The 26260-nt window shown below is 46.0% G+C and carries 21 protein-coding genes, 1 tRNA gene and 1 pseudogene; 11 read left to right on the forward strand and 12 right to left on the reverse strand.

Annotated elements, in window-relative coordinates; genetic code table 11:
- Positions 1-269: 269 nt before the first annotated feature.
- Complete coding sequence (locus NFHSH190041_RS05240; protein ID WP_261924239.1) at positions 270-2504, forward strand: TonB-dependent hemoglobin/transferrin/lactoferrin family receptor; 2235 nt, start codon at positions 270-272, stop codon at positions 2502-2504.
- 101 nt (positions 2505-2605) lie between these two features.
- Here NFHSH190041_RS05240 and NFHSH190041_RS05245 read toward each other — a convergent pair whose 3' ends face one another.
- Positions 2606-3436, reverse strand: a complete 831-nt coding sequence (locus NFHSH190041_RS05245) for a CPBP family intramembrane glutamic endopeptidase (protein WP_261924240.1) — start codon at positions 3434-3436, stop codon at positions 2606-2608.
- A gap of 223 nt (positions 3437-3659) precedes the next feature.
- On the opposite strand from NFHSH190041_RS05245, the gene NFHSH190041_RS05250 reads away from it, so the two are divergent.
- Entirely contained in the window at positions 3660-4544 is an 885-nt protein-coding gene (locus tag NFHSH190041_RS05250) for an alanyl-tRNA editing protein (RefSeq protein ID WP_261924241.1), read from the forward strand.
- Between the two features lie 66 nt (positions 4545-4610).
- On the opposite strand, the gene NFHSH190041_RS05255 is transcribed toward NFHSH190041_RS05250, so the two are convergent.
- Positions 4611-4799 carry a hypothetical protein gene (locus tag NFHSH190041_RS05255; RefSeq protein ID WP_261924242.1) on the reverse strand — a complete coding sequence of 63 codons (189 nt, stop codon included), beginning with the start codon at positions 4797-4799 and terminating at the stop codon, positions 4611-4613.
- Positions 4800-5010: 211 nt separating this feature from the next.
- On the opposite strand from NFHSH190041_RS05255, the pseudogene NFHSH190041_RS05260 reads away from it, so the two are divergent.
- Positions 5011-6393, forward strand: a pseudogene (locus tag NFHSH190041_RS05260) (aminotransferase class V-fold PLP-dependent enzyme).
- A 99-nt stretch (positions 6394-6492) separates the two neighbouring features.
- Here NFHSH190041_RS05260 and NFHSH190041_RS05265 read toward each other — a convergent pair.
- Positions 6493-8835: a putative bifunctional diguanylate cyclase/phosphodiesterase gene (locus NFHSH190041_RS05265; protein WP_261924243.1), complete on the reverse strand. Its 2343-nt coding sequence runs from the start codon at positions 8833-8835 to the stop codon at positions 6493-6495.
- Between the two features lie 6 nt (positions 8836-8841).
- Positions 8842-9708 carry a transporter substrate-binding domain-containing protein gene (locus tag NFHSH190041_RS05270; protein WP_261924244.1) on the reverse strand — a complete coding sequence of 289 codons (867 nt, stop codon included), beginning with the start codon at positions 9706-9708 and terminating at the stop codon, positions 8842-8844.
- 974 nt (positions 9709-10682) lie between these two features.
- On the opposite strand from NFHSH190041_RS05270, the gene NFHSH190041_RS05275 reads away from it, so the two are divergent.
- A protein-coding gene (locus NFHSH190041_RS05275) for an IS3 family transposase (protein WP_261921917.1) occupies positions 10683-11806 on the forward strand; the annotation gives its coding sequence in 2 pieces (ribosomal slippage) (positions 10683-10935 and positions 10935-11806; 1125 coding nt in all).
- 155 nt (positions 11807-11961) lie between these two features.
- On the opposite strand, the gene NFHSH190041_RS05280 is transcribed toward NFHSH190041_RS05275, so the two are convergent.
- Positions 11962-12038: transfer RNA gene (locus NFHSH190041_RS05280), tRNA-Ile, on the reverse strand.
- Positions 12039-12375: 337 nt separating this feature from the next.
- Between NFHSH190041_RS05280 and tpx the strand changes: the two genes are divergently transcribed.
- Positions 12376-12876 (forward strand): thiol peroxidase, encoded by a 501-nt coding sequence (gene tpx / locus NFHSH190041_RS05285; protein WP_261924245.1) that lies wholly within the window; start codon positions 12376-12378, stop codon positions 12874-12876.
- Positions 12877-12995: 119 nt separating this feature from the next.
- Here tpx and NFHSH190041_RS05290 read toward each other — a convergent pair whose 3' ends face one another.
- The 5 genes from NFHSH190041_RS05290 to rpsU form a co-directional block, all read right to left on the reverse strand.
- Complete coding sequence (locus NFHSH190041_RS05290) at positions 12996-14465, reverse strand: MFS transporter (protein WP_261924246.1); 1470 nt, start codon at positions 14463-14465, stop codon at positions 12996-12998.
- Between the two features lie 455 nt (positions 14466-14920).
- Complete coding sequence (gene rpoD / locus NFHSH190041_RS05295) at positions 14921-16765, reverse strand: RNA polymerase sigma factor RpoD (RefSeq protein ID WP_261924247.1); 1845 nt, start codon at positions 16763-16765, stop codon at positions 14921-14923.
- A 147-nt stretch (positions 16766-16912) separates the two neighbouring features.
- Positions 16913-18634, reverse strand: coding sequence for a DNA primase (dnaG, locus tag NFHSH190041_RS05300; RefSeq protein WP_261924248.1), 1722 nt, complete (start codon positions 18632-18634; stop codon positions 16913-16915).
- 168 nt (positions 18635-18802) lie between these two features.
- A complete protein-coding gene (locus NFHSH190041_RS05305; RefSeq protein ID WP_261924249.1) occupies positions 18803-19246 on the reverse strand; it encodes a GatB/YqeY domain-containing protein in 444 nt (147 codons plus the stop codon).
- Between the two features lie 7 nt (positions 19247-19253).
- Positions 19254-19469 carry a 30S ribosomal protein S21 gene (gene rpsU, locus NFHSH190041_RS05310; RefSeq protein WP_006080725.1) on the reverse strand — a complete coding sequence of 72 codons (216 nt, stop codon included), beginning with the start codon at positions 19467-19469 and terminating at the stop codon, positions 19254-19256.
- A gap of 323 nt (positions 19470-19792) precedes the next feature.
- On the opposite strand from rpsU, the gene tsaD reads away from it, so the two are divergent.
- Positions 19793-20806, forward strand: coding sequence for a tRNA (adenosine(37)-N6)-threonylcarbamoyltransferase complex transferase subunit TsaD (gene tsaD, locus NFHSH190041_RS05315; protein WP_261924250.1), 1014 nt, complete (start codon positions 19793-19795; stop codon positions 20804-20806).
- A 400-nt stretch (positions 20807-21206) separates the two neighbouring features.
- Entirely contained in the window at positions 21207-22163 is a 957-nt protein-coding gene (locus NFHSH190041_RS05320) for a Preprotein translocase subunit SecY (RefSeq protein ID WP_261924251.1), read from the forward strand.
- 48 nt (positions 22164-22211) lie between these two features.
- Here the strand turns inward: NFHSH190041_RS05320 and plsY are convergent, their stop codons facing one another.
- Positions 22212-22817: a glycerol-3-phosphate 1-O-acyltransferase PlsY gene (plsY, locus tag NFHSH190041_RS05325; protein WP_261925046.1), complete on the reverse strand. Its 606-nt coding sequence runs from the start codon at positions 22815-22817 to the stop codon at positions 22212-22214.
- Positions 22818-23135: 318 nt separating this feature from the next.
- Here plsY and folB point away from each other — a divergent pair, with 318 nt between their 5' ends.
- Genes folB through NFHSH190041_RS05345 form a run of 4 tightly spaced genes read left to right on the forward strand, consistent with a single transcriptional unit; the run spans position 23136 to position 25717 of the window.
- Entirely contained in the window at positions 23136-23489 is a 354-nt protein-coding gene (gene folB, locus NFHSH190041_RS05330) for a dihydroneopterin aldolase (RefSeq protein ID WP_261924252.1), read from the forward strand.
- 18 nt (positions 23490-23507) lie between these two features.
- Positions 23508-24002, forward strand: coding sequence for a 2-amino-4-hydroxy-6-hydroxymethyldihydropteridine diphosphokinase (gene folK / locus NFHSH190041_RS05335; protein WP_261924253.1), 495 nt, complete (start codon positions 23508-23510; stop codon positions 24000-24002).
- A 25-nt stretch (positions 24003-24027) separates the two neighbouring features.
- Entirely contained in the window at positions 24028-24828 is an 801-nt protein-coding gene (locus tag NFHSH190041_RS05340) for an undecaprenyl-diphosphate phosphatase (protein ID WP_261924254.1), read from the forward strand.
- Positions 24829-24886: 58 nt separating this feature from the next.
- Entirely contained in the window at positions 24887-25717 is an 831-nt protein-coding gene (locus NFHSH190041_RS05345) for an SAM-dependent methyltransferase (protein WP_261924255.1), read from the forward strand.
- Between the two features lie 137 nt (positions 25718-25854).
- On the opposite strand, the gene NFHSH190041_RS05350 is transcribed toward NFHSH190041_RS05345, so the two are convergent.
- On the reverse strand, positions 25855-26121 hold the full coding sequence (locus NFHSH190041_RS05350) for an Lpp/OprI family alanine-zipper lipoprotein (protein WP_261924256.1): 267 nt from the start codon (positions 26119-26121) through the stop codon (positions 25855-25857).
- Positions 26122-26260 lie beyond the last annotated feature (139 nt).

Here is a 26260-nt window from a genome sequence, read left to right on the forward strand (position 1 = left end):
GAGGGAATGCTGGATATTAACGCCGGAGAAACATGGTGTTACTGTTTTTTGTTTAACTGTATCAATTGCATCAACTGGCCATTCTGAGTCCGTTGCTGTCACTGAGTTTGCTGTTAGTACAAAAGCGTGACCTAGTTTCAACAATTGTTATTTTTATCGGTATATCAGAGCATAATGGAGAGCTGGATTATAGTTTCCCCCTAATTTGAACGATAAGCTTACGCGCAATTTTCGGATAAGAATTATTCTCATTTTTTAGAGGGTGACTGATGAAGTTATTGCGTGTAAGCGTGCTGGCGATGGCGGTAAGTACAGCGTTGATGGCTCAGGCCAATGCTCAGCCTGTACAGGAAAAACCGGAAGTTATCGTCGTCTCCGGCTCACGGATGGAGCAAAAAATTGAGCAGGTCGCGGGGTCGATTCTCGTGATCGATGAGGATGCTATCAGCCGCAGCATGAGCAATGATTTTGGCAGCTTGTTCCGTAACGAGTCCGCTATCGGCGTTAAAGGCGGCGCCGGTAAACCGACTGCTGTGACCATTCGAGGCATCGGTGGTAACCGGGTGATGATGGTGAAAGACGGGGTGCGGGTCAATAACCAATATGCGTCTCCCTTAGGGCCTGGTGCAGAAGGTACTGGCCGGGGATTAACTGAAGTGCAGAGCCTGAAACAAATCGAAGTGGTTAAGGCGGCTGCCTCTACCATGTATGGTTCTGATGCTTTAGGTGGTGTGGTGGTAATGCGCACCAAGGATGCGGCTGATTACCTGTTGGGTGAAGACTATTATGTTTCGGTTAATGCTGGATATGCTGGCATTAATAACGAATACGCGGCCGGTTTTACCAGTGCTGCGGCATATCATGATTTTGAAAATCTGCTGACGTACCAGCACCGTGATGGCGAAGAGTTGCCTAATTTTTATGATGATCAACCGGACAGCGATCTAAAACAGGACAGTGTGCTGTTTAAGAGTAAGTATCTGTTTAATGAACATACCTCTGTGCAGTTGACGTTGGACTATCTTGAGCAGACCCTCAAACGCTGGGAATATGAGTTTGATAAGCAAGGTAAATTAGATGAGGGTATTGATACTGTCAGGGATACTGAAGTCATCAATGGGGCCTTGCAGTTGGTCTCAAGCAAACCAACTTATATCCACGATATTCTGACGGTTACAGCTTACTTTGGTCATACGGAACAGTTAGAACACCGGGATATGTTCGATAAAGGCTCAAAATGGAAGCCGGTAGCATACAGCCTCGGGGAAATCCGTGATTACCATTTTGAAGATCAGCGTATTGGTCTGAACTCAACGTTTAGTAAATATGTCGGTGGCGCTGATTATGGCCATCAAATTACCTATGGCCTTGACTACGAGTTTTCTACCATGTCCCGTCACCGGGAAGTGGAGGACATCAGAAACGGTAAAATAACGAATCCATTTACCTTTGCGGATACAGATAGCCAACGCTTGGGTATTTTTGTGCAAGATGATGTGACGTTACTTAATGGCGAGTTAAATCTGATTGCGGGTCTACGTTACGACTATTTCACTAATACTCCGGATAAAGCACAGGCTAAAGCCGGATTGAAAGACCGTTACGATGAAGCCAACTTTGAACCCATGAATGACAGTTTCTGGTCTCCTAAATTGGGTTTGGTGTATCGGCTGACAGATTCAGTCAGTCTCTATGGGCAGTATGCATACGGTTATAAAATGCCGACTCCGGATCAAAAATGGGGTGAGCTGGAAGTTGATGCCGGTGGTATGACGGATGTGTTTATCCAAGCCAATTATGATCTGAAATCTGAGCAGTCCCATACTTGGGAGGCCGGGGTGCGTGGAAGCCACAGCAATACTCAGTATGAAATGACGGCATTCTATACGCTGGCAAAAGATTTTATTGATTGGCAATACATCAGCTTTAAGCCAGGTATGCCTATGGAGTTTAAGTATCAGTACTTTAACCGCGATGAAGTTAAGCTCTATGGGGCTGAGGCGCAAGTTAATCACTGGCTGACGGATAATGTGGAATTGTGGGGCAATATTTCTTACACCCATGGCACTGATGAAATGGGGGAAAATCTTAATAGCGTCAGCCCGCTGAAGGGCAATGCTGGGGTTAACTGGTATCAAGATATTGCCGGTATGGAAGCTGAATTTGGCGCGGTAGTTCGTTGGGCCGACCATATGGATCGCACCTTTGATATCGATTTAGCAGAAGAAGATATCTGTATGATGGGGCAGTGTATTCCTAAAGAGGTGTTCAATGAGGTATATAACACCAGTGGCTATGCGGTATTTGATCTGACTGTGGGGTTACGTATCAATGACCATTGGAATCTGAGAGCTGGGGTTTATAACCTCTTGGATAAAAAGTATGTGGACTACGCCGATGTTGCTGGTCAATCAGCCTTCTTGATGTCTTCTATGGGAGTTGATTATGACGATTACACTCAGCCGGGCCGTTATGCCAATGTCAGTGTGAACTTTACTTTCTAACTCGATAAAGTAAAGGAATGAAATAATAACCGGTGTGCTTAAGGGACACCGGTTTTTTTATGGCAAATCCATTTGCTTTGAGTATTGGGTGAATGAATCTGTTATCTAGCCAACATGGGATAAGTAAAAAACAGCAGGTGAATAAGATTAAATGCAAAGTGCAACACAATAGCGACCCAGAGTCGGCCACTGGCATAAAAAGCTAAGCCATAAACCAGCCCTGCTAAGGTTGCCAATACCACCATGACACCACCTCCCGCAAGGTGAGCAACACCAAACAGCACGGCGGCAATGATCAATCCGGCAGCGTTACCGAACAATCGGCTAAACCATTGTTGGAGTAGCCCACGAAATAATGCTTCTTCAGTGACGCAGGTAATGAGCAGATTATTTAGCGCAAAGAGCCAGACCCATTGGGGTAGAGACCACTCCGGTTTTACTGCGCCAAGTAGCCAAGCTAGCAAAATGATACCTCCCAGCGCGGGAATGGTTGCGAGCAGCAATCGGGGTTTTACTGGGCCGCCTGGGCCAGAAAGTTGTGGCCAAGCCATCAACAGGGCAAAAAAGATCAGTGCCCGATCAAAATTTAAGTACATAGAAAAGCTGCTGCTGAGCGGCCCGCTATGTACTGCTTGCAGGACCAAGGGATTATTAAACCCTGGCGCTTGATGCAGTAATAGCGGCACTAGCCATAACAGCAGTAACAGCCAGCCTAAATGCAGAAGCTTGCCCTTAAGGCGAGGAAGTAGCATCGCTAATGCCAGCCCCAGCAGGGCATAAATCAGTGCCATGGGGGACATAACACCCACAACCAGCGCTGACATCGCGGTCAGCCAAAGCCAAAATAGTGCTGCGCCTTGCCAGCGATACAGGCCGCAAATCACGGCCAGTGCCAAAGGGATAAAACACAGTGCTTGATAATCGAGGGTCACACTGGCTCCTGATAAGATGGGAAACATTCACCGTTTATGTTGCTGTGATTATTTTATCGTACTTATTTTACGGTATTTATTTTATCGCTGTTACTTTCACTCGGGCGTAATAACTCATATTGAAAGGTGAGTCGAAGGTAATCTTGTTGCTCTGGTGTTGATGTTTGTACGTCGCGACAAACAGGTATAATGCCGCATCTCTTTATTATAAAACTATTTGGTTATGACCCTACAAACAGATATCACGCCAACCAAGGTCAGTTTTCCTGCCGGTACCGTTAGCCAGCAAAGCGAAGTGATTTGGTGTCAACATACTACCGATGCTTGTTTGGTGGTGACTGAGCAAACGCCATTTCATCCAGTTTCCCATATTTGGCCGGATCACCCGGCAGATCGCGGTACGCTTTGTCTTGATAATACTCACAGCTGGCCGGTAGCAGACTGTGTCATTGGGGCTTGGGATTGCGAGCAGCGCCGTCTTTACTGGGGCGGGGATATTCCGGTAAAGCGGGATACGCCTAACTGGCATTTTGTGGTGGTTCATTGTTTACCGTTATCGGCTGTACTGCAATGCGGGCAAAGGGTCACGCTGATGGTAGACCGGGCGTACCAAAACAGATTGAGCCGGGCCCATTCTGGTGCTCATCTGGCAGCATTGGCGCTTAACAGAGTGCTACAACAACAGGGCTATTGGCGCAAAGATGCCAGTCGTTTAGATGCGTTGGGACAGATAGATTTTCATAGCTATGCCGAGCAGCGCAGTGAGGTGGGTGAAGATCGTTGTCTTGACAGTTATCGCATGGGGAAGACGCTACGTAAACGTGGATTTAACAGTGCTGAATTTATTGCGGCACTGCCGCAGGTTTGTGAGCTGGTCAATACTCAACTGGCACTGTGGCTGGAGCAAGGCAGTGCTATCTCATTGCAATGTGATGGCCCCTATTTGACCGATTCCCGTTACTGGCAATGCCAACTGGATAGTGAGTTGGCAGTGATACCTTGTGGCGGCACCCATATTGACAGTCTGTCGGCGTTAGGTAGTTTGACCATCAGTCTGGCATTAACTGATTGTGGTGATGTAGAGATGACAACATATACTCAGGCGTGATACCACGACATATCGCCAAGATCCGCAGAGCGGCTTTTTTGTCTCAATTTCATTTGCTCCACACCTTTATTCCATGCCTATATCGATAGCAGAAAATAGTAAAACCTGATTCAAGCCGATAGGGTGATTGTGGTCTGGTTGACGGTCTGATTTATAGCTTTCAACAGGCGCATTATTCCCATTTAGTGGTGGGCTTACAGTGGGACAACTTGGTACTTTTTTCTGACATATTGGTGTTTTTTTGACACTTTTCATGTGTGATCTCACAAATTATTTCTTTTATTTATCCATAGCTTATAAGTGAGTGTGACAGATTGTGGCGCATATCACGAAACCGCGGCAGAAAGCAGGATAGCAGACAATTAGTGGGTATATTTGACACGCCCTTTAACAGAAGGTTGCTGTTTTGCTTTAACTCTGTATGGCGAAACAGCCCCTTTGCGCAATGGATTAACACGAGAATAATATGGACCACAATCAACATGTCCCTGCCGATCTCACCCGGCGCCGTTTTTTGAAATTTTCTACCGGTGTTGCCGCCGCGGGCGTGGGTAGCGCGCTGCTGCCGATGACTGCCTTAGCCGCTGATATCCCACCACTGGAACAGTATCGCACCAGCCCTGCCGATCGGCGTTTTTGGCGCAAAGTACGGGATGAGTTTGTACTCAGTGAACGGGAAACTTATATGAATATCGGTACCACAGGATCGATTCCGGAGCGGGTATTGGAAAATTATGAGGATAATAACGAGTATATTAGTAAGCACCCTTGGAATTCACAGGTTTCTACCATTGAGCTGGCTAAGCAGGTTGCCCCCAGTTTTGGTGCTTTGCCCCATGAGCTGATCCTGAGCCGCAATACTACAGATGGTATGTGTACCATTTTGCACGGGCTGCAATTTGAAGCCGGTGATGTGATTCTGACCACCAATCAAGAGCATTTTGGCGGGTTGACGCCGATGACTGTCGTGAGTCAGCGTTATGATGTGGAATTAGTACAACTGCAATGACCGGTATTTACTGGAGAAGAAGCTGTATCAGAAGATGACTATGTCGAGTTATTTGCTGATGCGGTCGCAGAATATGGCAGCCGGGTACGCCTACTCTGCTTCTCGCATATTCCTTATACAACGGGCGTATGTTTACCTGCGCGGCGTATTTGCCGTGAGGTAGCAATACCGAATGCTATTCCAACCTTGATTGATGGGGCCCATACCCCGGGGATGCTCAATTTAGATTTCCACGATCTGGATTGTGATTTTTATGCCGGCTCTGGTCATAAATGGCAATGTGGCCCCGGAGCGACCGGTATTTTATATGTGCGGGATAATGCTGAGCGACTAAAGCAATTTTGGTATGACAGACCTAATCCTCTGTGGCTGGTGAATTCTTCTTATCCTGGCAATGTGCTGCATGACCGGCTGCAGTATGTGGGGCAGGATAACTATCCGGCTAAACAGGCGCTGGTGGAATGCTGCGAGATGTGGGATGCCATTGGCCGTGACCGTATTGAAGCACGTATTCTTGACCTCAGTGCATTATGTAAAGATGAATTGGCTAAACGTCTGCCCCATGCCAGCTTTTATGCGCCGAATATTCGTAGTTTGTCTTGCGGCCTAAGTACTGTAAACCCCTTTGATGATAAACATGATATTGAGCTGTTAACGCTATTTCGGGATAGATTGCGTGAGGAATACGGCTTTATTGTTCGCACCACTTCGTTTTATCTGACAGATACCGATTGGGATAAAACCCATGCTATTCGTATTTCAACGCACCTGTTCCACAGTGAGCGTGAAGTACGCTCACTGGTAAAAGCCATGGCACGGTTGTACCGGGCAATGCGTTAAACGCTACTGCATCTTTCTGTTTTGGCCGAGGTCGCCTCGGCCATATCTCTTTATGTCAAACATGCAGATAAACTGCTTATTCTTTAGTTACTAGAGCCGCTAGGCCAATGCCTTTGGCTGCGAGGATAACGTGGGTTGTTGTCGCTGTAATTTCTCGGTTAATGCCTTAGCCGTGAGCGGGCGGCTAAATAGATAGCCTTGCCCATATTCGCAGCCGTGTTGAGCAAGAAAGGCCGCCTCATGGGGTACTTCAATACCTTCAGCTACCACCTTGAGGCCAAGCGCTTTTGCCATCGCTAAAATGGCGGTGACCAGGGATTTATCGGCCTCATTTTTTGCCATTCTATTGATGAAACTGCGATCAATTTTTAATTTAGAGAAGGCAAACTTTTGCAGGTAGCTCAGGGCAGAATAGCCTGTGCCAAAATCATCGATAGACAAGCCCACGCCTAGCTGTTTGAGGTAACTGAGGGTGGCCATGAGGGTGTCATCTTGATCGATCAGTAAGCTTTCCGTGACTTCAATATTCAGTCGTTGTGCCGGCAGACCTGTAATAGCCAACACTTCCAAAATACGGTGCTGCAATTTTTCACAGTATCTGAATTGCACACTGGAAAAGTTGACGGCCAGGGTAAAGGGCCCCAATGCTTGCCATTGAGCGGCCTGTTGACATGCTTGTTCAAACACTTGATCGCCCAATTTATGGATTAAGCCATTTTTCTCCGCCAATGGGATAAATTCATCCGGCGGAATAAACCCAAGCTCATCATCAAACCAGCGCAGCAGGGCTTCTGCGCCGATAATTTTTTGACTGCTTAAGTCCACGATAGGCTGATAAAAAACCTGAATTTGTTCAGTACCAATGGCCTGATGTAAGCGCACATCTAATGCAAGCTTGCGCTGGGTATCATGATTCATGCTGATATCGTACCAGCAATATCCATTGCGGCCGGATTCCTTGGCTCGGTACAGTGCAGTGTCGGCATTTTTAAGCAAATGGAATACGTCATTGCCATCTTTGGGGTACATGGCGAGACCAATACTGGTGGAGACGAAAAACTCTTGATCACCAATGTGAAATGGGCGTTCAAAGAGGTGGAGTATATCTTCGGCCAGTTGGGTAGCATTGGTGTGGTTTTTGATATCGGGAATAATCACCAGAAACTCATCACCCCCAAAGCGGGCCACGGTATCTGTCCGGCGAATAGCACTTTGCAGCCGCCCACCGGTATCTATCAATAAACGGTCGCCAGCCTGATGCCCAACCGTATCATTGATTTGTTTGAAGTTATCCAAATCCAGAAACATCACCATAATATGTTCACGGTTTTGCTGAGCTTGCTGTAATGCGGCCTCTAACCTTGCTATGCCATCGCTGCGGTTAGACAGACCGGTAAGATCATCATGGGTGGCCTGAAATGCCAGTTTTTGCTCTGAACTGCGACGTTTATTGATCTCTTCTTTAAGCCGAGCATTTTTGTCGGTTAATGCTTGTTGCTGCTCAGCGGATACAGCGATTTGAGTCTGCAAAATCAAATTGGTGTTATTGATCCGCATCAGGTAAATCAAACCGATTAATACTGGTAGCGCGAGCAACGAAATCCCGGCAATAAACCAGGCTGAGGTGAAAATATCTTGTTCATCAAGGGGCTCAAACCAGCTGATTAAGGTAAAAGGGGTACCAGTGACAGCCTGCTCTAAAAAAATTTTATTGCTGTTATGGTATTTGCTGACATGATTGTTCCCAGCTGTTGGAGCCGGGCTAAGGGAGTTCCAGACCAAAATATCGCCCACAGGTGTTTTTAGCTTTAAACAGCTGCGGTTAATTTCATGTTCTTGGGTGGAGAGTTGGTGTACCAACACATCATTATTGATTTCCGCAGCCAGTACCGCTACAGGTTGATCCTGATGATAAATGGTATGAAGCAGGGTAATTAACGGGGCTTGCTGCGTTGCCGTGACCACTATTCGGCTATCAATATTTGCCATGGTGGCAATGGGAAGTTTTGTCAGGTCATACGCTTTGCCTGGGTGAGTATCAGCTATCTGTTGGTGGTCAAAGCCTGTGATAACAATGCGGCGATAGATGGGGTGATCATCAATTTTCTTGCTCTGCAAAAATTGCCACAGTGTTTGTTTGAGCTGCAGTAGGCTCGATCCCAATCCGTATTCCATCGACATACCGGCCGCTAAATTGGAAAAGTAAGTATTTGTGGCGCGATTGGTGGTCAGGTTGGTGAGGTTTTCCTGACTGACATCAAAAAACAGACTGAGGTTATCTGTGTAATTGCGTACTTTTAGCGTTAAGGAATGACTCTGGGATGCCTGCAGCCGGCTTTGCCCTAAATTGGTGACGGTAAGGATCAGCATCAAATAAGCTGTTAGCAGTAGCCCAGCGATAATTATCGCAGTGCGGCTGTTAAACCATTTCTTGAATTTCATAGTGTGTTATTGGGCGCTAGTTGCTGAGGCAAAGTATGTCGGGTAGTAATAGAACACACCGGGATAATATTTGCTCACCAGCTTGTTATATTCGCTATTGGCTTTTATCTCTGCCAAATATTGATTAAATGCTTGCCGTAATTGGGGGGCGTTTTTTCGAAAGCCGACAGCCATTTTTTGCTGCTCAGATACCGGACCGATGACTTTCACTTCTGCAGGCCATTTTTGCAGCGCAATTAATGTATCGGGAACATCAAGTAGCGTTGTTTCTGCTTCATCATTAAGTACTGCAGGTACCATTTCATTAAGCTTCATCTGCTGCGGCGGCAAAATAATACGCGCGCCAGTGGCTTGGAGATTGTACAGATCCGGATCAAGGCAAGATTGCCGCTTAGCTAAAACTTCGCGTCCTCGCATTAGCTTTTTGACGGCAATAATATCTTCAATCACATCACCTGAGGGGCTGATGGGTGACATGTTGGAATGGCGTTTAGCAACTAACCATACTGCAGAGGGAAAATAATCATGGGAAAAAGAGATAATTTTTTCTCGCCATGGCAGTTGAGTGAGACCATGGGCCATCAAGTCCCCCTCTATGGCACGGTGCTTGCCAAAAATAATTTTGCCATCGATAAACCGGGTGTTTTGCCCAGTTAGCTTACCCACGGCATCCTCCCACGAGGCAGGAACAAAACGGTAACTTAGCCCTAAATAGCGGGCGAACCCCTGTATTAACTCGACATCTAACCCGCGGTAGATAATGTGTCCGTTTTCTTGGTATTGGGTGACAAAATTGGCATAGGGCACACCGATATGGCGTAGTACACCATCGGCCATAATGTCAGGCAGGTCCCGCGCTTGTGTCTGTGGCATAAAAAGAGAAAGCAACAATGTAACTAGCCAGATAGTGAGGTATCTGCATATTCCGCCAGTTCTCATTGTTGGTACTATTCTTGTCATGTGATGACGGCGTTAAATTTGGATTTTTGCAGTATACCTATAGGATGCTGCTTCACAATGGTGAAAGATAATTTTTCACACTAAATGAGACCTGCCATTGTATAAATGATGAAAACGTCCCCTATATTATTGTCTATTTAATTCATTAGCTTAAAAGTTTAATAATTTGAACTTGGTTATTATTTTGGCAATATAGTGCCAGTGAAAAATGAACGGATTGGCCACTTTAACCTTGTGATAAAACGCTATTGAGACTTATTAGGTGATAGAAATCAATGCTAAGTAAGCTATATGCCGGATTTGTATCAATAGTTTGCTATTTCTATTTATGACTGTCTGATTTTTATTGACAGAAATAGTAGACAGCGTGAATTTGAGCTAGTTGCAGAGTGGGTAGCACTGTTGTTGAACGTTGTGAACAGGTGATCCTTACCGTTCTAGGTAAGTGGTTAAATCCATTAGGCCAATTTTACTTGACCACTACAAACCGACCAAGGTAGAGACTGTTGCTGCGTTGGAGTGATTTACTAGAAAACTCAATTATCTTGGACATATATCGCATCTCCCAGATCACTTTGAATAGGTGATTTTAAATTCAAATTGCACTTATGTAGAATGAGAGGGTTGAAAACATAACCCTCTACTGGGAAAGGAAATTGTTCGGAAGGAGCCGAAAAATGAGAGATACAAATGTCGACAACTGTGTCGGTAATATCAAGTTAGAGGTTGACATAACGTCTACCTTTTCACTGGCGGCGCAGCAAAACGCTTACCCTGTTTTAAAGTCGATCTGTATCAGTTATCCGAAGAGAAATGGCTCCAATTTTTAAGACAGTGATTAAGAGCAAATAATCTGCTTTAATTGTAAACAACAAAAGGAGCAGAGCATGAGCAAAAAAAGGAAAAATCACTCGCCGACATTCAAGGCTAAAGTTGCACTCGCTGCGGCCAAGGGAAACAAGACGCTGGCTCAACTTTCTTCTGAATTTGGTATCCATCAATCCCAGATTGGCAAATGGAAGCAGGAGCTTCTAGATAATGCCTCGACCCTGTTTGAAAGCAAGGCTGACAAGGCTAAAAAGAACGAAGTCGACTGTGAAAAACTCCATGCAAAAATCGGTCAACTGACCATGGAAAATGATTTTTTAGCCAAAGTGCTCGGTCGTTAACGAGAGCACAACGGAAAAATAAAGTCGACCGTAAGGATAAATTGCCCGTTTTACACCAGTGTCGTTTGTTGGGTATTAGCCGCTCTAGCGCCTATTACGAGCCTGCTCCGTTTTCAGCAGAGCAGCTTGAAATCATGCGCCGGATAGATCAAATTCATCTGAAACACCCGTTTTATGGCAGCCGTAAAATCACGCTGGAACTTTGTGCCAGTGGCTTTCATGTCAACCGTAAACGGGTGCAGAGACTGATGCGTTTAATGGACATTGTGCCTCTGTACCCAAAGAAGCAAACATCTCGGCCCAATCAGGCTCATACCATTTATCCGTACTTACTGCGTGAGCTGAGTATTGAGCGGGCAGATCAGGTCTGGGCCACGGATATCACCTATATTCCGATGGAAAAAGGGTTTGCTTATCTGATCGCCATCATCGACTGGCATAGCCGAAAAGTGCTGGCATGGCGCATGTCCAATACCATGGATACACAGTTTTGTCTTGATGCACTCGATGAGGCATTGGCCAAATACGGTAAGCCTGAGATTTTCAATACCGATCAGGGTAGTCAGTTTACCAGTGATGCGTTTACCGGCAGGCTGAAAGAAATGGATATCAGGATTAGCATGGATGGCAAGGGGCGTTGGGTAGATAATGTGTTTATTGAGCGACTCTGGCGGAGCTTGAAATATGAGGAGGTGTATATCAAAGCTTATGGCACTATTACAGAGGCAGAACTTGCTATTGGTGAATATTTCGTGTTCTATAACGAACAGAGATTTCATCAGGGACTGAATAATCACACACCTGATCAAGTCTATTTCGCTAAAAAGAAGTTTGCCGCTTAACCAAACAGATTATTTCTCTTAAAAGATGAAAAATCTGTCTAACCAATTGGGTCCAGCTTAGTTTACGGGGTGGATTTATCAGCAGAGCTTAGGCCGATATGGTCAGGGCTAGAAAGAACAAAGGCCCGTAGATTTCTCTACGGGCCTTCTGAAAATGGTGGCCCTTCACGGACTTGAACCGTGGACCTAACGATTATGAGTCGTGTGCTCTAACCAACTGAGCTAAAGGGCCGACTTAAGGTAGTCGTCACCACCGAAAGCGAGAGGGAGTATATAAATTTTATGTGTGCTTGTCACCCGTGAGTGGGTAAGAATTTATGAAAATGGGTTTGTTTGGTTATCTGTTAGCCAATATAAACTTAAATGAGCAAAATCAAAGGCATTGAATTGATTTATCGGCCATAAATTGAGGCTGAATTGCTTTAGTTTCTCGACCTATTAGTCGGTTTGGTATTGTGTATGTCCTCATATTTACATTTTTCGATTGTATTAATGTTTAAAACCGGCTGTTCTTCATGGTTTAAAGGGGCTATAACCATAAAGCCATTTTTTAACTAAAGGACAGTGTTATGTCGCAGGTGACTTTTCGTGGGACCCCAATCAATGTATTAGGTCATTTCCCTCAGGTTGGCGAGCAAGCGCCTGACTTTACATTGACAAGTACGGCACTTGGCCCCATTTCATTGGCTGACTTTGCGGGAAAAAAATTGGTACTGAGTATATTTCCTAGTATTGATACTGGCGTTTGTGCCCAGAGTGTTCGGGCGTTTAACAGTAAAATTGCCGGTATGGATAATGGCTATGTGTTAGCGGTATCGGCTGATTTACCTTTCGCTGCAAGTCGTTTTTGTGAGTTGGAGGGGATTGAGAAGGTACAGCATGCCTCTGTCTTCAGATCGCCAACATTTGCACAAGACTATGGTGTTGCTATCGCAGATGGCCCTATTGCGGGATTAACCGCTCGGGCGGTGATTTGTATTGATGAGCAGCAGAATGTGATTTATAGCGAATTGGTGTCAGAGACGGCCAATGAACCTGACTATGATGCTGCCCTTGCCGCATTTAATTGATTGCTGTTGTAGGCTTGTTGGCGGCTCTGTAACTCCCGAGATTGTCTTATAAGCACAAAGCTTCATTGCCTGGCGCAAAAATCCATACAATAGAGTATGGATTTTTGCGTTATAGAGGACTATAGATTTTCGATGTTTTGGCCGCTGGTTTCAAAGCGATAGTGATGTGTCACCCAAGCGCCAAGCAATGATGTGAAGATGAGCGCAATAAGTACCGGAGATACCCCAAATATATTCATCAGGATTGGGAATAAAAATGCGGTGGTGATGGCTCCGACCTTCCCGATTGATGCCGAAAAGCCAGCCCCTTTGGCTCTGATACAGATAGGGAATACTTCACCGGATATCAAATAGGTTTGGGAGTTAGGACCAAAGTTATTCATAAAGTTAAATAACATAAAACCAGCAAATAACAGATATAGATGAGCACTACCCGTTGAGTAAGTCGAAATAACAGCCAGTAATAATCCAACAGCACACCCGATGAAACCATAGATTTGTAATTTCATACGGCCAATTTTATCAGAGTAAATAATTGCAAATATCACTCCGACAATAAGTAATGCATCAATTAACGCAGTCCCTTTTGCTGAGTAAATTATCTGATTAATTGTTGCATCAAGTGAATTATGGTCAGTGCTACTTTGCGGCAAAATTGTTGCTAAAATAACCGGGGTAAAAATACCAATACCATAAGTGCCTAAATCCTGGATAAACCAGGGCAGGGAAGCTAATAAAGTTTTCGGGCGATATTTTTTGCTAAAGAGCTTTTTATATCCCTCTCGCCACCCCATATCCGGTTTTTCTGCCGTTTTATCTATTTTAATTACTAATGGATTTTGTGATGTACGTTTTAATAACGTTCGCAGTGCATGGGTGGCTTCAATTTCTTTATTTTGATTCATTAGCCAATGGGCACTTTCAGGAATAGAGCACCGGGCAATAGTGATAATAATGGCAGGTAAAATTGCAATGGCATACATGATACGCCAAGCATCAATATCATCAATATTGGTCAGTACCACAATACCAACGAGGATCCCTAAAAACACGCCGATGGATTGGAATGCAAACGCGCCCAGAACCAACTTGCCGCGCTTATTGGTCGGAATATTCTCTGAGATCATCAAGTGGGCAGTGGGGTAATCACAACCTAAGGCAAGCCCAACGCCGAAGTTAAAGCAAATAGTCCAGTAGACAGACGGACTTAATGCCAGTCCAATCAAACAGAGCGTAAACAGCAGCATGGCAACGATGAACATGCGTTTGCGGCCATACATATCTGCTAAGCCACCCAGCACGCTGGCACCAATTAAAATACCAAATAAGATGGAAGAGCTCATCAATCCTTTTTGTAGTGAGGACAGTTGAAATTGTATAGTAATCAGAGGTAATGTTAACCCCATCATAAAAACAACCATACCTTCAAAGAATTTGCCTGAAGTCGCAAGTAACCAAATACGCCATTGCACTTTGGTCATTGGCGGGTAAGAGGTTGCTGTACCGTTACTCCAGGTGGGTATTTCATCGATATAATTTTGAATACTTTTGCCCGAATGAGAATCAATCGCTTCTTGATTTTGCATCATATACAGCTGGTAAGATAAGCTTAAATTTATGGGGCTATTAAATAGTAATTGGTTAAAGGTCGTCAATGGGTTTATTGTTTTTCCTCATCTTTAATTTAGATTATTTGTTGTCAAAATAAGTAACTAAATCGAGGGTGTTTATATTTTTGATTATATAAAACAATACCTTAAGACTATGTCTTGATTAAGATTTCATTTGTCATATTTTTAACGATGACATTAAGTGTGGTGAATAATTATCTAGCATATCATTAACCATAACTTTTATTATTTTATAAATCACGTGATTATTTAAATTGAACATGTGGATATCTATGAATATTATTCCAATAATGAATAATTACTCAAGTATAATTTCAATATTGTGGTTAATGGTTAGGCGTAGTGTCGCATTTAAGCTGAAATAAGCTTAAAAAAAAGCCTGCATTAAGCAGGCTTTTTTACGCGATAAAATACTATTCGTCCAAGAATGACTTCAGAATTTCAGAGCGAGAAGGGTGACGTAGCTTACGCAGTGCCTTGGCTTCAATCTGACGGATACGCTCACGGGTCACGTCAAACTGTTTACCCACTTCTTCCAGCGTGTGGTCGGTATTCATATCGATACCAAAACGCATCCGCAGTACTTTAGCCTCACGGGCGGTTAGCCCTGCCAGTACTTCATGGGTCGCGTTCTTCAGGCTTTCGCTGGTTGCGCTATCCAGTGGCAGTTCGAGGGTGGTATCCTCGATAAAGTCACCCAGATGCGAATCTTCATCATCACCGATAGGGGTTTCCATGGAGATTGGCTCTTTGGCGATCTTCAGTACCTTGCGGATCTTGTCTTCTGGCATCATCATGCGTTCAGCCAGCTCTTCCGGTGAAGGTTCGCGTCCCATTTCCTGTAGCATTTGGCGAGAAATACGGTTCAGCTTGTTGATAGTTTCAATCATATGTACTGGAATACGGATAGTACGGGCTTGGTCCGCAATAGAGCGGGTGATAGCCTGACGGATCCACCAAGTTGCATAGGTTGAGAACTTATAACCACGGCGATATTCAAACTTATCTACCGCTTTCATCAGACCGATGTTACCTTCCTGGATCAGATCCAGGAATTGCAGACCACGGTTGGTGTATTTCTTGGCGATAGAAATAACCAGACGTAAGTTAGCTTCAACCATCTCTTTCTTCGCACGGCGAGCTTTGGCTTCACCAATGCTCATGCGGCGGTTGATGTCTTTGATTGAGGCGATAGACAAACCGGTTTCAGCTTCGATTGCCTGCAGTTTGCTCCGGCAGCGCAGTACGTCTTCCTCAACCATTTTCAGGCCTTCGGAGTAAGACTTGCCACCGTTCATTTCAGTGTTAAACCATTCGATGCTGCTTTCGTTGTTAGTGAAAATCTTAACGAAGTTTTTCTTCGGCATTTTCGCTTGTTCAACACACAGCTTCATGATCAGACGTTCCTGAACACGAACCCGATCCATCATTTCCCGCATGCTTTTAACCAGACGGTCAAATTGCTTAGGGATCAGGCGGAACTCTTTGAAAATTTCACCAATTTCGAACAGAGCACGGATAGACTCAGGGTGATCACGCCCTTTGTCATCGATGGTTTTCAGAGCACTTTCATACGCGGTGCGCAGTTGGGTGAAGCGTTCACGAGCTTCCTCAGGATCCGGTCCCTTGGCGCTGTCATCGTCATCATCGTCGTCATCGTCGTCATCATCGTCATCGTCTTCTTCATCGTTCAGATCATCGTCTGACAATTCAGAGCCAATGTGTGTGGCGCTCGGACCCATGTCTTCTTCATCAGGATTGACAAATCCAGAGATAATATCAGACAGACGCAGTTCTTCAGCTTCGAACTGATCGTATTGTTCCAGGATCATGGCAATGGCTTGTGGGTATTCAGCCACAGAGCTCTGTACCGTATTGATCCCGTCTTCGATACGTTTGGCGATTACGATTTCGCCTTCACGGGTCAGCAGCTCCACAGTGCCCATTTCGCGCATGTACATACGCACAGGGTCAGTGGTACGGCCCAGCTCACTTTCTACGGTAGCCAGGGCTGCAGCTGCCTCTTCCGCTGCATCTTCATCTGTGTTGTCTTCCGACATCATCATGTCATCGGCGTCCGGTGCTTCTTCAAACACGCGAATACCCATGTCATTTATCATCTGGATAATATCTTCGATCTGATCAGAATCGACCATATCAGCAGGTAAGTGGTCGTTCACTTCTGCATAGGTTAGATAACCTTGCTCTTTACCTTTGGCGAGCAACAGTTTGAGTTGCGACTGCGGAGTTTGATCCATAGATATCATCCAAGTTGGGTAACTGTTTACTTACAACGATAGGCAAGCAATCCGGCAGATGCCTATTCTATTTGCTGTGCAAATCGTCAATTATACCGGGGTGGGCAGCCCTGTACCAGCCCTGAAAAGGTGCTGGGGGCAAGTATTTTAATCCCGGCTTTTCATCACTGCCAGCAGCTTTTGCAGCTGGATTTTTTCTTCCCTACTGTGGTGCTGTTTCAGACTGAGCTCCTGATATCTTTGCTCGATATACTGGTTAGTTAACCATACCAGGGCTTTTCTGAACTCCAGCGCCAGATTCTCATCAGCCACCTGGTGCTCCCACTGAGCCAGTTTTTTCAGGGCAGGCCATTGGGCGTGCTCTCTGAAGTGTTCCAGAATTTGGGCTGTATTGAATCTTTGGTTTCGGGTCATTTCCAGCAGATGGTTAAGTAGGCTAATGCCATTCATCTGCAGGTGGGCTAGCGCCGGTTGTAGTGGCAGACCAAAGCCAAGGCTTGGGTGCTGCACCAGCAATGCCACCGCCAAGCGTAGTGGCGTTCCCCGTCCTTTTAGCCCTTTAGGGGCAGTATGGGGAACTCTCGCCTGGGTTTTAAAAAATTTGTGTTTCAAATCATCAATGCTGACCATTCTCAATTTGTGAGACAGTTTCTCCAGCAGCAGATCACGTAACAGAGTATCCTGAATTTTTTCAATATGAACAATAGCTTGTTGTGCAAGTTCACTGTCATTGCCCTGATGTCGCTGTGACAGGGTCTCGAAGAAAAAATCTTCCAGTTTTTTTGCCTGTTCAATCAGTTTCTCAAAGGCTTGCTGGCCGATTTTACGGATCAGGGAATCAGGATCTTCTCCCTGAGGCAAAAAGATAAAGCGCACTTGATCCTGTGGTTTTAACAGGGGTAGTGCGGTCTCTAGCGCCCGCCAAGCAGCTTCAAAGCCGGCATTATCACCGTCATAACAGCAGATGACTTCTTTGGCATTACGCAGCAGTAGCTGAAATTGTTCAGCTGTAGTGGAGGTCCCCAGTGATGCCACCGCATAATCCACCCCAAACTGGGCTAGCGCGACCACATCCATATAGCCTTCCACAATCAGTACCCGCTGGGGATCGCGATAGTTCTGTTTTAGCTCATACAGACCATAAAGCTCTGAGCCTTTGTGGAAAATGGGGGTCTCCGGTGAGTTGAGGTACTTAGGTGTGCCATCGCCGAGCACCCGGCCACCAAAGCCAACTACGCGTCCGCGTCGATCGCGGATAGGAAACATCAGCCGGTCACGGAATCTGTCGTAGCGGCTACCGCCATCTTTGGCGATCAGCATGCCGCCAGTGAGCAGTTTATCCTGGGCATCTGGGTTATTGCGGTAGCGGCTCAGCAGGCCATCCCAGCCATCTGGCGCAAAGCCAATGCCAAACTGCTTGACGATAGTGTCACTCAACCCGCGTAGGGCAAGATAATCCAACACTTTTTGTCGGTCAGCATGGCTACGCAGTTGGTTTTGGTAGAAGTTATTGGCTTCTTCCATCAACTGATACAGATCCCGGCTGAGGCCATCATCACGGCGTTTGCCACCTTGCTCTCTGGGGACGTCGAGCCCCAGTTGTCCGGCGAGATCTTCAATGGCGTCGACAAATTCTAACCTGTCATACTCCATCAAAAAATCGATAGCATTACCGTGGGCGCCACAGCCAAAACAGTGATAAAACTGCTTATCGCGGCTGACGGTGAAAGAAGGTGATTTTTCACTGTGAAACGGACAGCAAGCTGAATGGTTTTTACCGGCTTTTTTTAGCGGCACCCGGCGATCGATCAGCTCGACAATATCTGTGCGGGCTATCAATTCATTAATGAAATCGCGGGGTATGGCCATACAGGTGTGTTTTACTCGCTATCCGAAACTGTGTTTGTCACTGTGTTGCCTGTATAGCGGGGGATTCTGGATAAAACCCTCTGCTATATAAGCAATGGTGTATTAACTTGCTGGATGAAAACAAACAAGCCGCGCAATCGCACGGCTTGTTCATACACTGAGTCGCTATTATTGCAGTTTGGCGCGGATTTGGGCACCGATGGCTCCCATATCTGCCCGCCCTTGCACTTTGCTCTTCAGTGCTCCCATTACTTTGCCCATATCCGCCATGGAGGATGCACCAACTTCTGTAATTGTCGCATCAATAATGGCTGAGACTTCCTCTGCAGTGAGAGGTTTTGGCAAGAAAAATTCAATAACTTGAATCTCTTCTGCTTCTTTCTCGGCCAACTCGCTGCGTCCGGCTGCTTCATATTGAGCAATGGAATCGCGGCGCTGTTTCACCATTTTGGTTAAGACCGCTATGGCCTGGTCATCAGTCAGAGTTTCGCGGGTATCCACTTCGATCTGCTTGATAGCGGCCAGTGCCATACGAATCGTTCCTAGTCGCACTTTTTCTTTGGCGACCAGAGCCGCTTTCATCTCGGCTTTTAGCTGATCAACTAGGCTCATAATGGGATTAGTATAAACGTACGCGACGTGCGTTTTCGCGAGAAAGCTTCTTAGCCAGACGCTTTACTGCAGCAGCTTTTGCACGCTTACGAGCAGTAGTTGGTTTCTCGTAGAATTCACGAGCACGAACGTCAGCCAGAATACCAGCTTTTTCACAAGAGCGCTTGAAACGACGCAGAGCTACGTCGAATGGTTCATTTTCACGTACTTTAATAATTGGCATACGCCATCACCCCTTAGGTGTAAGTTTGTATTGGCTTGGAATTCCCCATCACCCGACAGGACCCCTTGACCAAGTGTGTTTAAAATGGTGCGAAATTTTATACTGAATTGACCATCAATGTAAACCCCCGTGACCGGGTGTAAAACAAAGCAGTAAAAGTGCATTTTTACCGGGTATAACAGTATGATTTCGGCGTGGGAGTATAGCCTCAGGCAGGGGAAAAAGCCTACTTTTTTCTTTCTTCAGCCCAAGTCTCGGGCTGGTGAAATTCACCCGTGGCAGGTAGAATTGGCGACTATTTGTAACGGTAATGATGAGACACAATGCGGGTAATTGGTATTGAAACATCCTGTGATGAAACCGGGATCGCCATTTATGACGACAAAGCGGGGCTGATGTCCCATGCGTTATACAGTCAGGTAAAACTGCACGCGGATTATGGTGGCGTAGTGCCTGAGCTGGCCTCCCGTGATCATGTCCGTAAAATTGTGCCGCTTATTCGGCAAGCACTGGCTGAAGCCGGTACTGATATCAGTGAGATCGACGGTGTGGCCTACACTAAGGGGCCGGGTCTTATCGGTGCATTATTGGTGGGGGCCTGTGTCGGCCGTTCGCTGGCTTATGCTTGGGGCGTACCTGCTGTGGGGGTACACCATATGGAAGGGCATCTGTTGGCGCCTATGTTGGAAGAGGATGTGCCAGAATTTCCTTTTATCGCCCTGTTAGTTTCAGGTGGTCATACCTTACTGGTTGATGTGCAGGGGATTGGCCAATATCAGGTGCTCGGGGAATCGATTGATGATGCCGCTGGTGAGGCGTTTGATAAAACCGCCAAACTTATGGGGCTGGATTATCCCGGTGGCCCAAGATTATCTAAGCTGGCCGCCAAGGGCTTGCCTGGACAATATAAGTTTCCGCGCCCAATGACAGACCGTCCTGGTCTGGACTTTAGTTTTTCCGGTTTGAAAACATTTGCCGCCAATACCATTGCAGCTGAGCCGGATGATGAGCAGACCCGAGCCAATATTGCCCGTGCCTTTGAAGAGGCGGTTGTGGATACGCTGGCGATTAAATGCCGTCGGGCCTTGAAGCAAACCGGTTATAAGCGCTTGGTGATTGCCGGTGGTGTTAGTGCTAACCAGCGTTTGCGAGCAGGGCTTGCTGAGCTCATGACCGGCTTGGGGGGGCAAGTTTATTATCCCCGTGGTGAATTTTGCACTGATAATGGTGCCATGATTGCTTATGCTGGTTTGCAGCGTTTAAAAGCAGGTCAAATTGAGCCGTTAGCGGTTAAAGGTCAGCCAAGATGGCCATTGGATACATTGGAACCAGTATAACCTTATGACAAAAGGTATATTTATACCGATTTGACAGCATAAAAAATCCAGCGAGTGCTGGATTTTTTTATGTCCAAGAGACTCTATTCCCAATTGATCTTCGTATTATGTTTTGGGGCTTGCTATTGGAGTTTGTTGTGAGCGTTAAGCATTATTACTGAATTATCACGTAGCCGACCTTTCATTCGTAAAGATAGATATTTATGCAGCATTTTGTGGTAAATCGCTGTATTTAACAGCAAACACATCATTGAAATGCATAATTTGTAACATTTTTATCCAGCTTTGCGGTATTCTCCCGGCCTTTTCTTGTCTATCCGTTTTCGGGTGTTTTCTGATAAAGGTTTCTATGTATTATCAGCACACTATGGGGCTTCGGTATCCCAAAGGGCCATTTTATATGGCCACTATTACTGCTCTAACTGGGGCATCAATTCTGGCCTCCATCATTTTTTCTCTTTTGTTATTTTTGTCTATTGATGATGACCTCACCATGAAATGGTTGTTTGGGGCGTTAGCGGTGATTTTTGAGGTGGGCAAATTTTATGCGTGGTATGAGTTTGGTGAACGAAAAGCCCATCGTAATTACACAGGTGCTTTATCTGCTTTGTTGTTTTATTCGATTTTGGCCTTGATCTCTATTGGGGGCAGTATCGGTGGGATCAACTGTGCGACGAATTCTGCGCAGGAACATGTTGATATCGAGCAGGCAAAAGTGAATGACTACAACCGTCAGATAGCCGCGATTGATAAGCAGATTGCCCTGAATAATCTGGCTGCACAGAAGTATATTGAGATGGAACGTATTATCTCTGGGGTGACGCGGATCCAAGCGGAAAATAAACATTTGCGTGAAGAGCAGCAAAAATTAGCCATGGAACGTGACAGTTTACCTCCTGTTGCTCAGGGCTCTGTGATTGGGTTAATTGACTCTCTGGCAAAAATTTTATCGATAAGTAGTCAGACCGCCCAGTTAGGACTGGTGGTTTTCTTGTCGGTATTATTGGATTTTCTATCAGCATTTTTTGTTGGGACTGTTGGTGAGGAGTTCCGTTTCCGTCATTGGTTTATTGTGCGCCAGGCGGAAAAAAAGGCTGAGGCGGAACAAGCTCAGCATAATGCTAACGTGGCGGAGTCACAGTTAATGTCACCTGCTGTGATGGAAATATCCATGGAACAAAAAGTGGCTCAAGCTTTGATGGATGGCCAAATTGGCTGTACTAAGAAAGCTGTTGCTAAACATTTTATGTTGCACAGCGATGAAGTTGAGCGCGCATTTTCGTTATTACTTGAGAATGGATATATTGGCCGCAAGGCGAATAATCATTATTATCTATTGGAAGATATGCCCAGTTAATTTCTTAAGTTTATCCTCCTTAGCTTAATCAATTAGGCCGATACTCTCTTAGGTATTGGTCTGATTGCTTTTGGGGTGTTTGAGTTTGCCCTTGAGGGTAAATCTCGGCTCACAGCCCCGGGCTAAACGGATAATATTATCTTTGTGACGGATGATTATCAGTGTTGAAAGCATGGCAACTGGCAAGGTAAATCTATCATCCAGATACCAAGTATATAAGGGTGCCAGCAGCGCGGTTAAAATGGCCGCCAGTGATGAGTAGCGGGTAATCACAACCAGCAATAGCCAACTGCCGATCAGCGCTAGGGCTAAATCATCGCCAATAGGCGCCATCGCGCCAAACGCAGTAGCGACGCCTTTTCCGCCTTTAAAATCAAAAAAGACTGGATAAATGTGGCCAAGACAGGCTGCAATTGCAATCACCCCGAGCCAAATAGCACTGATCCCCATCAGGTAGGCCAGATAAGCAGGCGCTGCACCTTTAAGCATGTCAAAAAATAGCACCATAAAGGCTGCAAATGGGCCGCCAATTCTAAGGACATTGGTGGCGCCAGGATTGCCGGACCCTTCGGTTCTGGGGTCTGGTAGACGGCGGATGCGGCACACCAGTACCGCACTGGAGACTGACCCGGCCAGGTAGGCCGCCATTATCATCAAAACAGTCAGTGCAGGTTCGCTCAAATTGGTTTCCTTCGTTTTTCTGGGGTATTATCGGCGCCCATAACTATTCGTGACCCTCCCAAGCTCGCGCCGATGGATAGATTGCCGATCGCGTCGCGGATCCCTGCTCAGGAACTGGTGGTAAAACAACCAAGGCGTATCCTATCAGGGATGGAATTGAACACAAAGGGGCTCTCCCGTTAAAAAGGAGTGTTTGGGCGTTAGGTCATATATGGGAAAGGCCAGAATTGTAACCTTTTTTTACCCGGTAGCTTGTCTGACCTCCCAATGGCATTTGTTTGGAGTCTTGTGATGGATAAGGTACTGATACGTGGGCTGCGTATCGACACAGTGATTGGCATTTATGAGTGGGAAAAACAGATCCACCAAACACTGGAAATTGATCTGGATATGGGCTGGGATAATCGGCTTCCTGCTGCAAATGACGATTACCGTCATGCTCTGTGCTATGAAACCGTATCAAAACGCTTGACCGCACTGGTGCAAGCGCAACCAATTGAATTGATTGAAACCGTAGCTGAGCAGATTGCTGACTGTTTGCTGAGTGAATTTGCCGTGCCATGGGTGCGGGTACAGGTGATGAAACCTGGCGCTGTGCCTCAGGCACAAGCCGTTGGGGTTGAGATTGAACGCGGACACAGGTAGCAGGGCAAACATAGTATTATGGCAACGATTTATATTTCCCTTGGCAGTAATATTGCGCCGCAGCACAATTTGTCCGCCGGACTGCAGGATCTCACTACTTGTTTTGGGCCTTTGACCCTCTCTTCTGTATATGAAAGTGAAGCGGTTGGGTTTGATGGTAGTAATTTTCTTAATATGGTGGCTGTTGCCCAAACAGATATGCCGGTTGCTGCAGTCGTCGCTGAATTGAAGCGTATTGAGCTGGCAAATGGGCGCACGCCTGCATCACGTAAATTTGCCCCACGGACCTTGGATCTGGATTTGTTGCTGTATGACGATATGGTCTGTCAGCTACCCGTAGTATTGCCGCGGGCTGAAATCACTGAAAATGCTTTTGTACTTTGGCCACTGGCAGAGGTGGCTCCTGAGCGTAAACATCCTGTGGTACAGCAGACCTATGCTCAGCTGTGGCAGCACTATAACCGGGCACAGAAACTCTGGCCTGTAGATATGACTTTACTGGAACAATACTAATAATCATTTTAAAAAAGGAACTTTTATGGACACACTGCAGGTGGTGCTGCTGGCGTTTATTCAGGGCTTGACTGAATTTTTACCCATTTCCAGCTCAGCACATCTGATTTTACCGGCGCAGCTATTTGGTTGGCAGGATCAGGGCTTGTCATTTGATGTGGCAGTACATATTGGCTCACTGCTGGCGGTAATGCTCTATTTTCGTACCGAAATTATCACCATGCTTAAAGCATGGTTGAGCCATGTGACCGGAGGCCCGGCTACCCCAGATAGCCGTTTGGCTTGGTGGATTATTCTGGCCACACTGCCCGCTGTGGTGTTTGGTTTTATGGTTAAAGATATTGTTGAGCAGTATTTGCGCGGCCCAGGGGTGATAGCCATCACCACTGTGGTGTTTGGCCTGTTGTTGTGGCTAGGGGATAAAATGGCCCGCTGTGAGCTGAATGAATATCAGGCGGGGTGGAAAAAGGCTTTGTTGATTGGGCTGGCTCAGGCGCTGGCGTTGATTCCTGGGACATCCCGCAGTGGTGTGACGATGACGGCCGCACTGATGTTGGGATTGAGTCGCCAGGCGGCAGCTCGATTTTCTTTTTTAATGTCGATTCCGGTTATTCTTGGAGCGGCGATTTTGATGGGAAAAGACATTGTGACCGAAGGGCACAGTGTTGATTGGTCGGCGATGGGGCTGGGTGTAGTGCTGTCCTTTGTTGCCGCCTATGGCTGTATCCATTTCTTTTTAAAAATTATCAGCCGGATGGGGATGATGCCATTTGTTATCTACCGTCTGGCGCTGGGTATTTTTCTGTGTGGTTTTATTTATCTGTAACCACAGCAGAATTCATTACAACCCCGGCAATGCCGGGGTTATTTTTTGGAACTGACTTATGACGATTTCTTTACAGTGTCCTATCTGCAGCCAAGCGTTGACACAGTATCAAACCAGCCGGGACTTACACTGCAGTAATAAGCATACGTTTGCTTTTGCTGCCCAAGACGGGGAGCAGGGTTACTGGGTATTTGGTCGGCAGAAAAAGGTGCAGAGTCTATCCCGGGCACAAATGCGCGCCAGAATGTTTTTACTGGCCTCTGGCGTGGTGACGCCATTGGTTGATGCCATCGCCGGACAACTGAATGACTATTTTGCTGCAGCAGAGCAATTAAACTGGTTAGATTATGAATGTGGCGATGGCTTTTATCTTAAGGCATTAACAGCGGCTATTCATCATCCTCAATTACAGCGTTATGGTTTTGATGAGGCTGAGAACGCATTGTTTGCTGCCGCTAAAGCTGGCCATGCAAATTGGTTGGGACAGAGTAGCAGCAAGCGTCTGCCTTTTGCTGATCAGCAGTTTGATTTACTGACAGTTATTGATAAGCCATTAAAAGGTAAAGAATACCTGCGGGTATTAAAAACAGATGGTTTGGCAGTATTGGTGCTACCTGGGCCGCGTCATTTGTGGCAGCTGCGGGAGCAAATTTACCCTGGGCTGACAGAAAAGCCTTTTGCGCATAATCTGCCTAAGGCATTGCAAGTCGAAACTATCAGTGAGATTACTTGGCAAAGTGCAGTCAGTGGTGAGCAAGCCCTGACATTGCTGGAAATGACCCCTTATGCTTGGCGCGCCAATGATAAGTTAAAAGCGAGTATTGCGGCCAATGATATTGTGGCCTTGGAGCTAGATTACCGTTTGGTGATTGCTAAGCGGGCGGAGTGAAGCGTATCGGCTGGCGAGTTGCAGCAACAAAGAGATGGTAGCGTCAGATAACTATTTTGAGCTTCGTTAGCCTTGCATGAGTGCTTATACCGCAGGGAGTGTATCGGCAATACCAAAGTATTGCCGATACCATCACATTACTTCTTGTAGTGAGAAGCCATGTTATCGATGCGGTCATTGGCGCGTTTGGCTTCAGCCTGTGCGTCCATTGCGGCAGCTTTAGCAGCTTGAGCATCAGCTGATACTTTGCCTTGCTCAGTTTGCAGAGAGCTAACTTGAGCAGACAGTTGATCAACTTTATTGCCCAGGTTAGTTACGCTCTGTTGCAGAGCAGTAGTGTTAGCACAACCACCCAGCATTGCAGTCATCGCGATACCAGCAACCAGCATTAATTTCTTGTTCATGAGTAATCCCTTAAAAGAGTTTGGATTAAAAGGTGCAGTCTTTATACCCGACTACATCCGGCCAATTATGTCATAGCCAGTTTATTTTGCTACGAAAAATCATTGAGTCCATGAAAACCTTAACGATTTTTCACACTGC

Source organism: Shewanella sp. NFH-SH190041 (genome assembly GCF_024363255.1).
Taxonomy (GTDB): Bacteria; Pseudomonadota; Gammaproteobacteria; order Enterobacterales; family Shewanellaceae; genus Shewanella.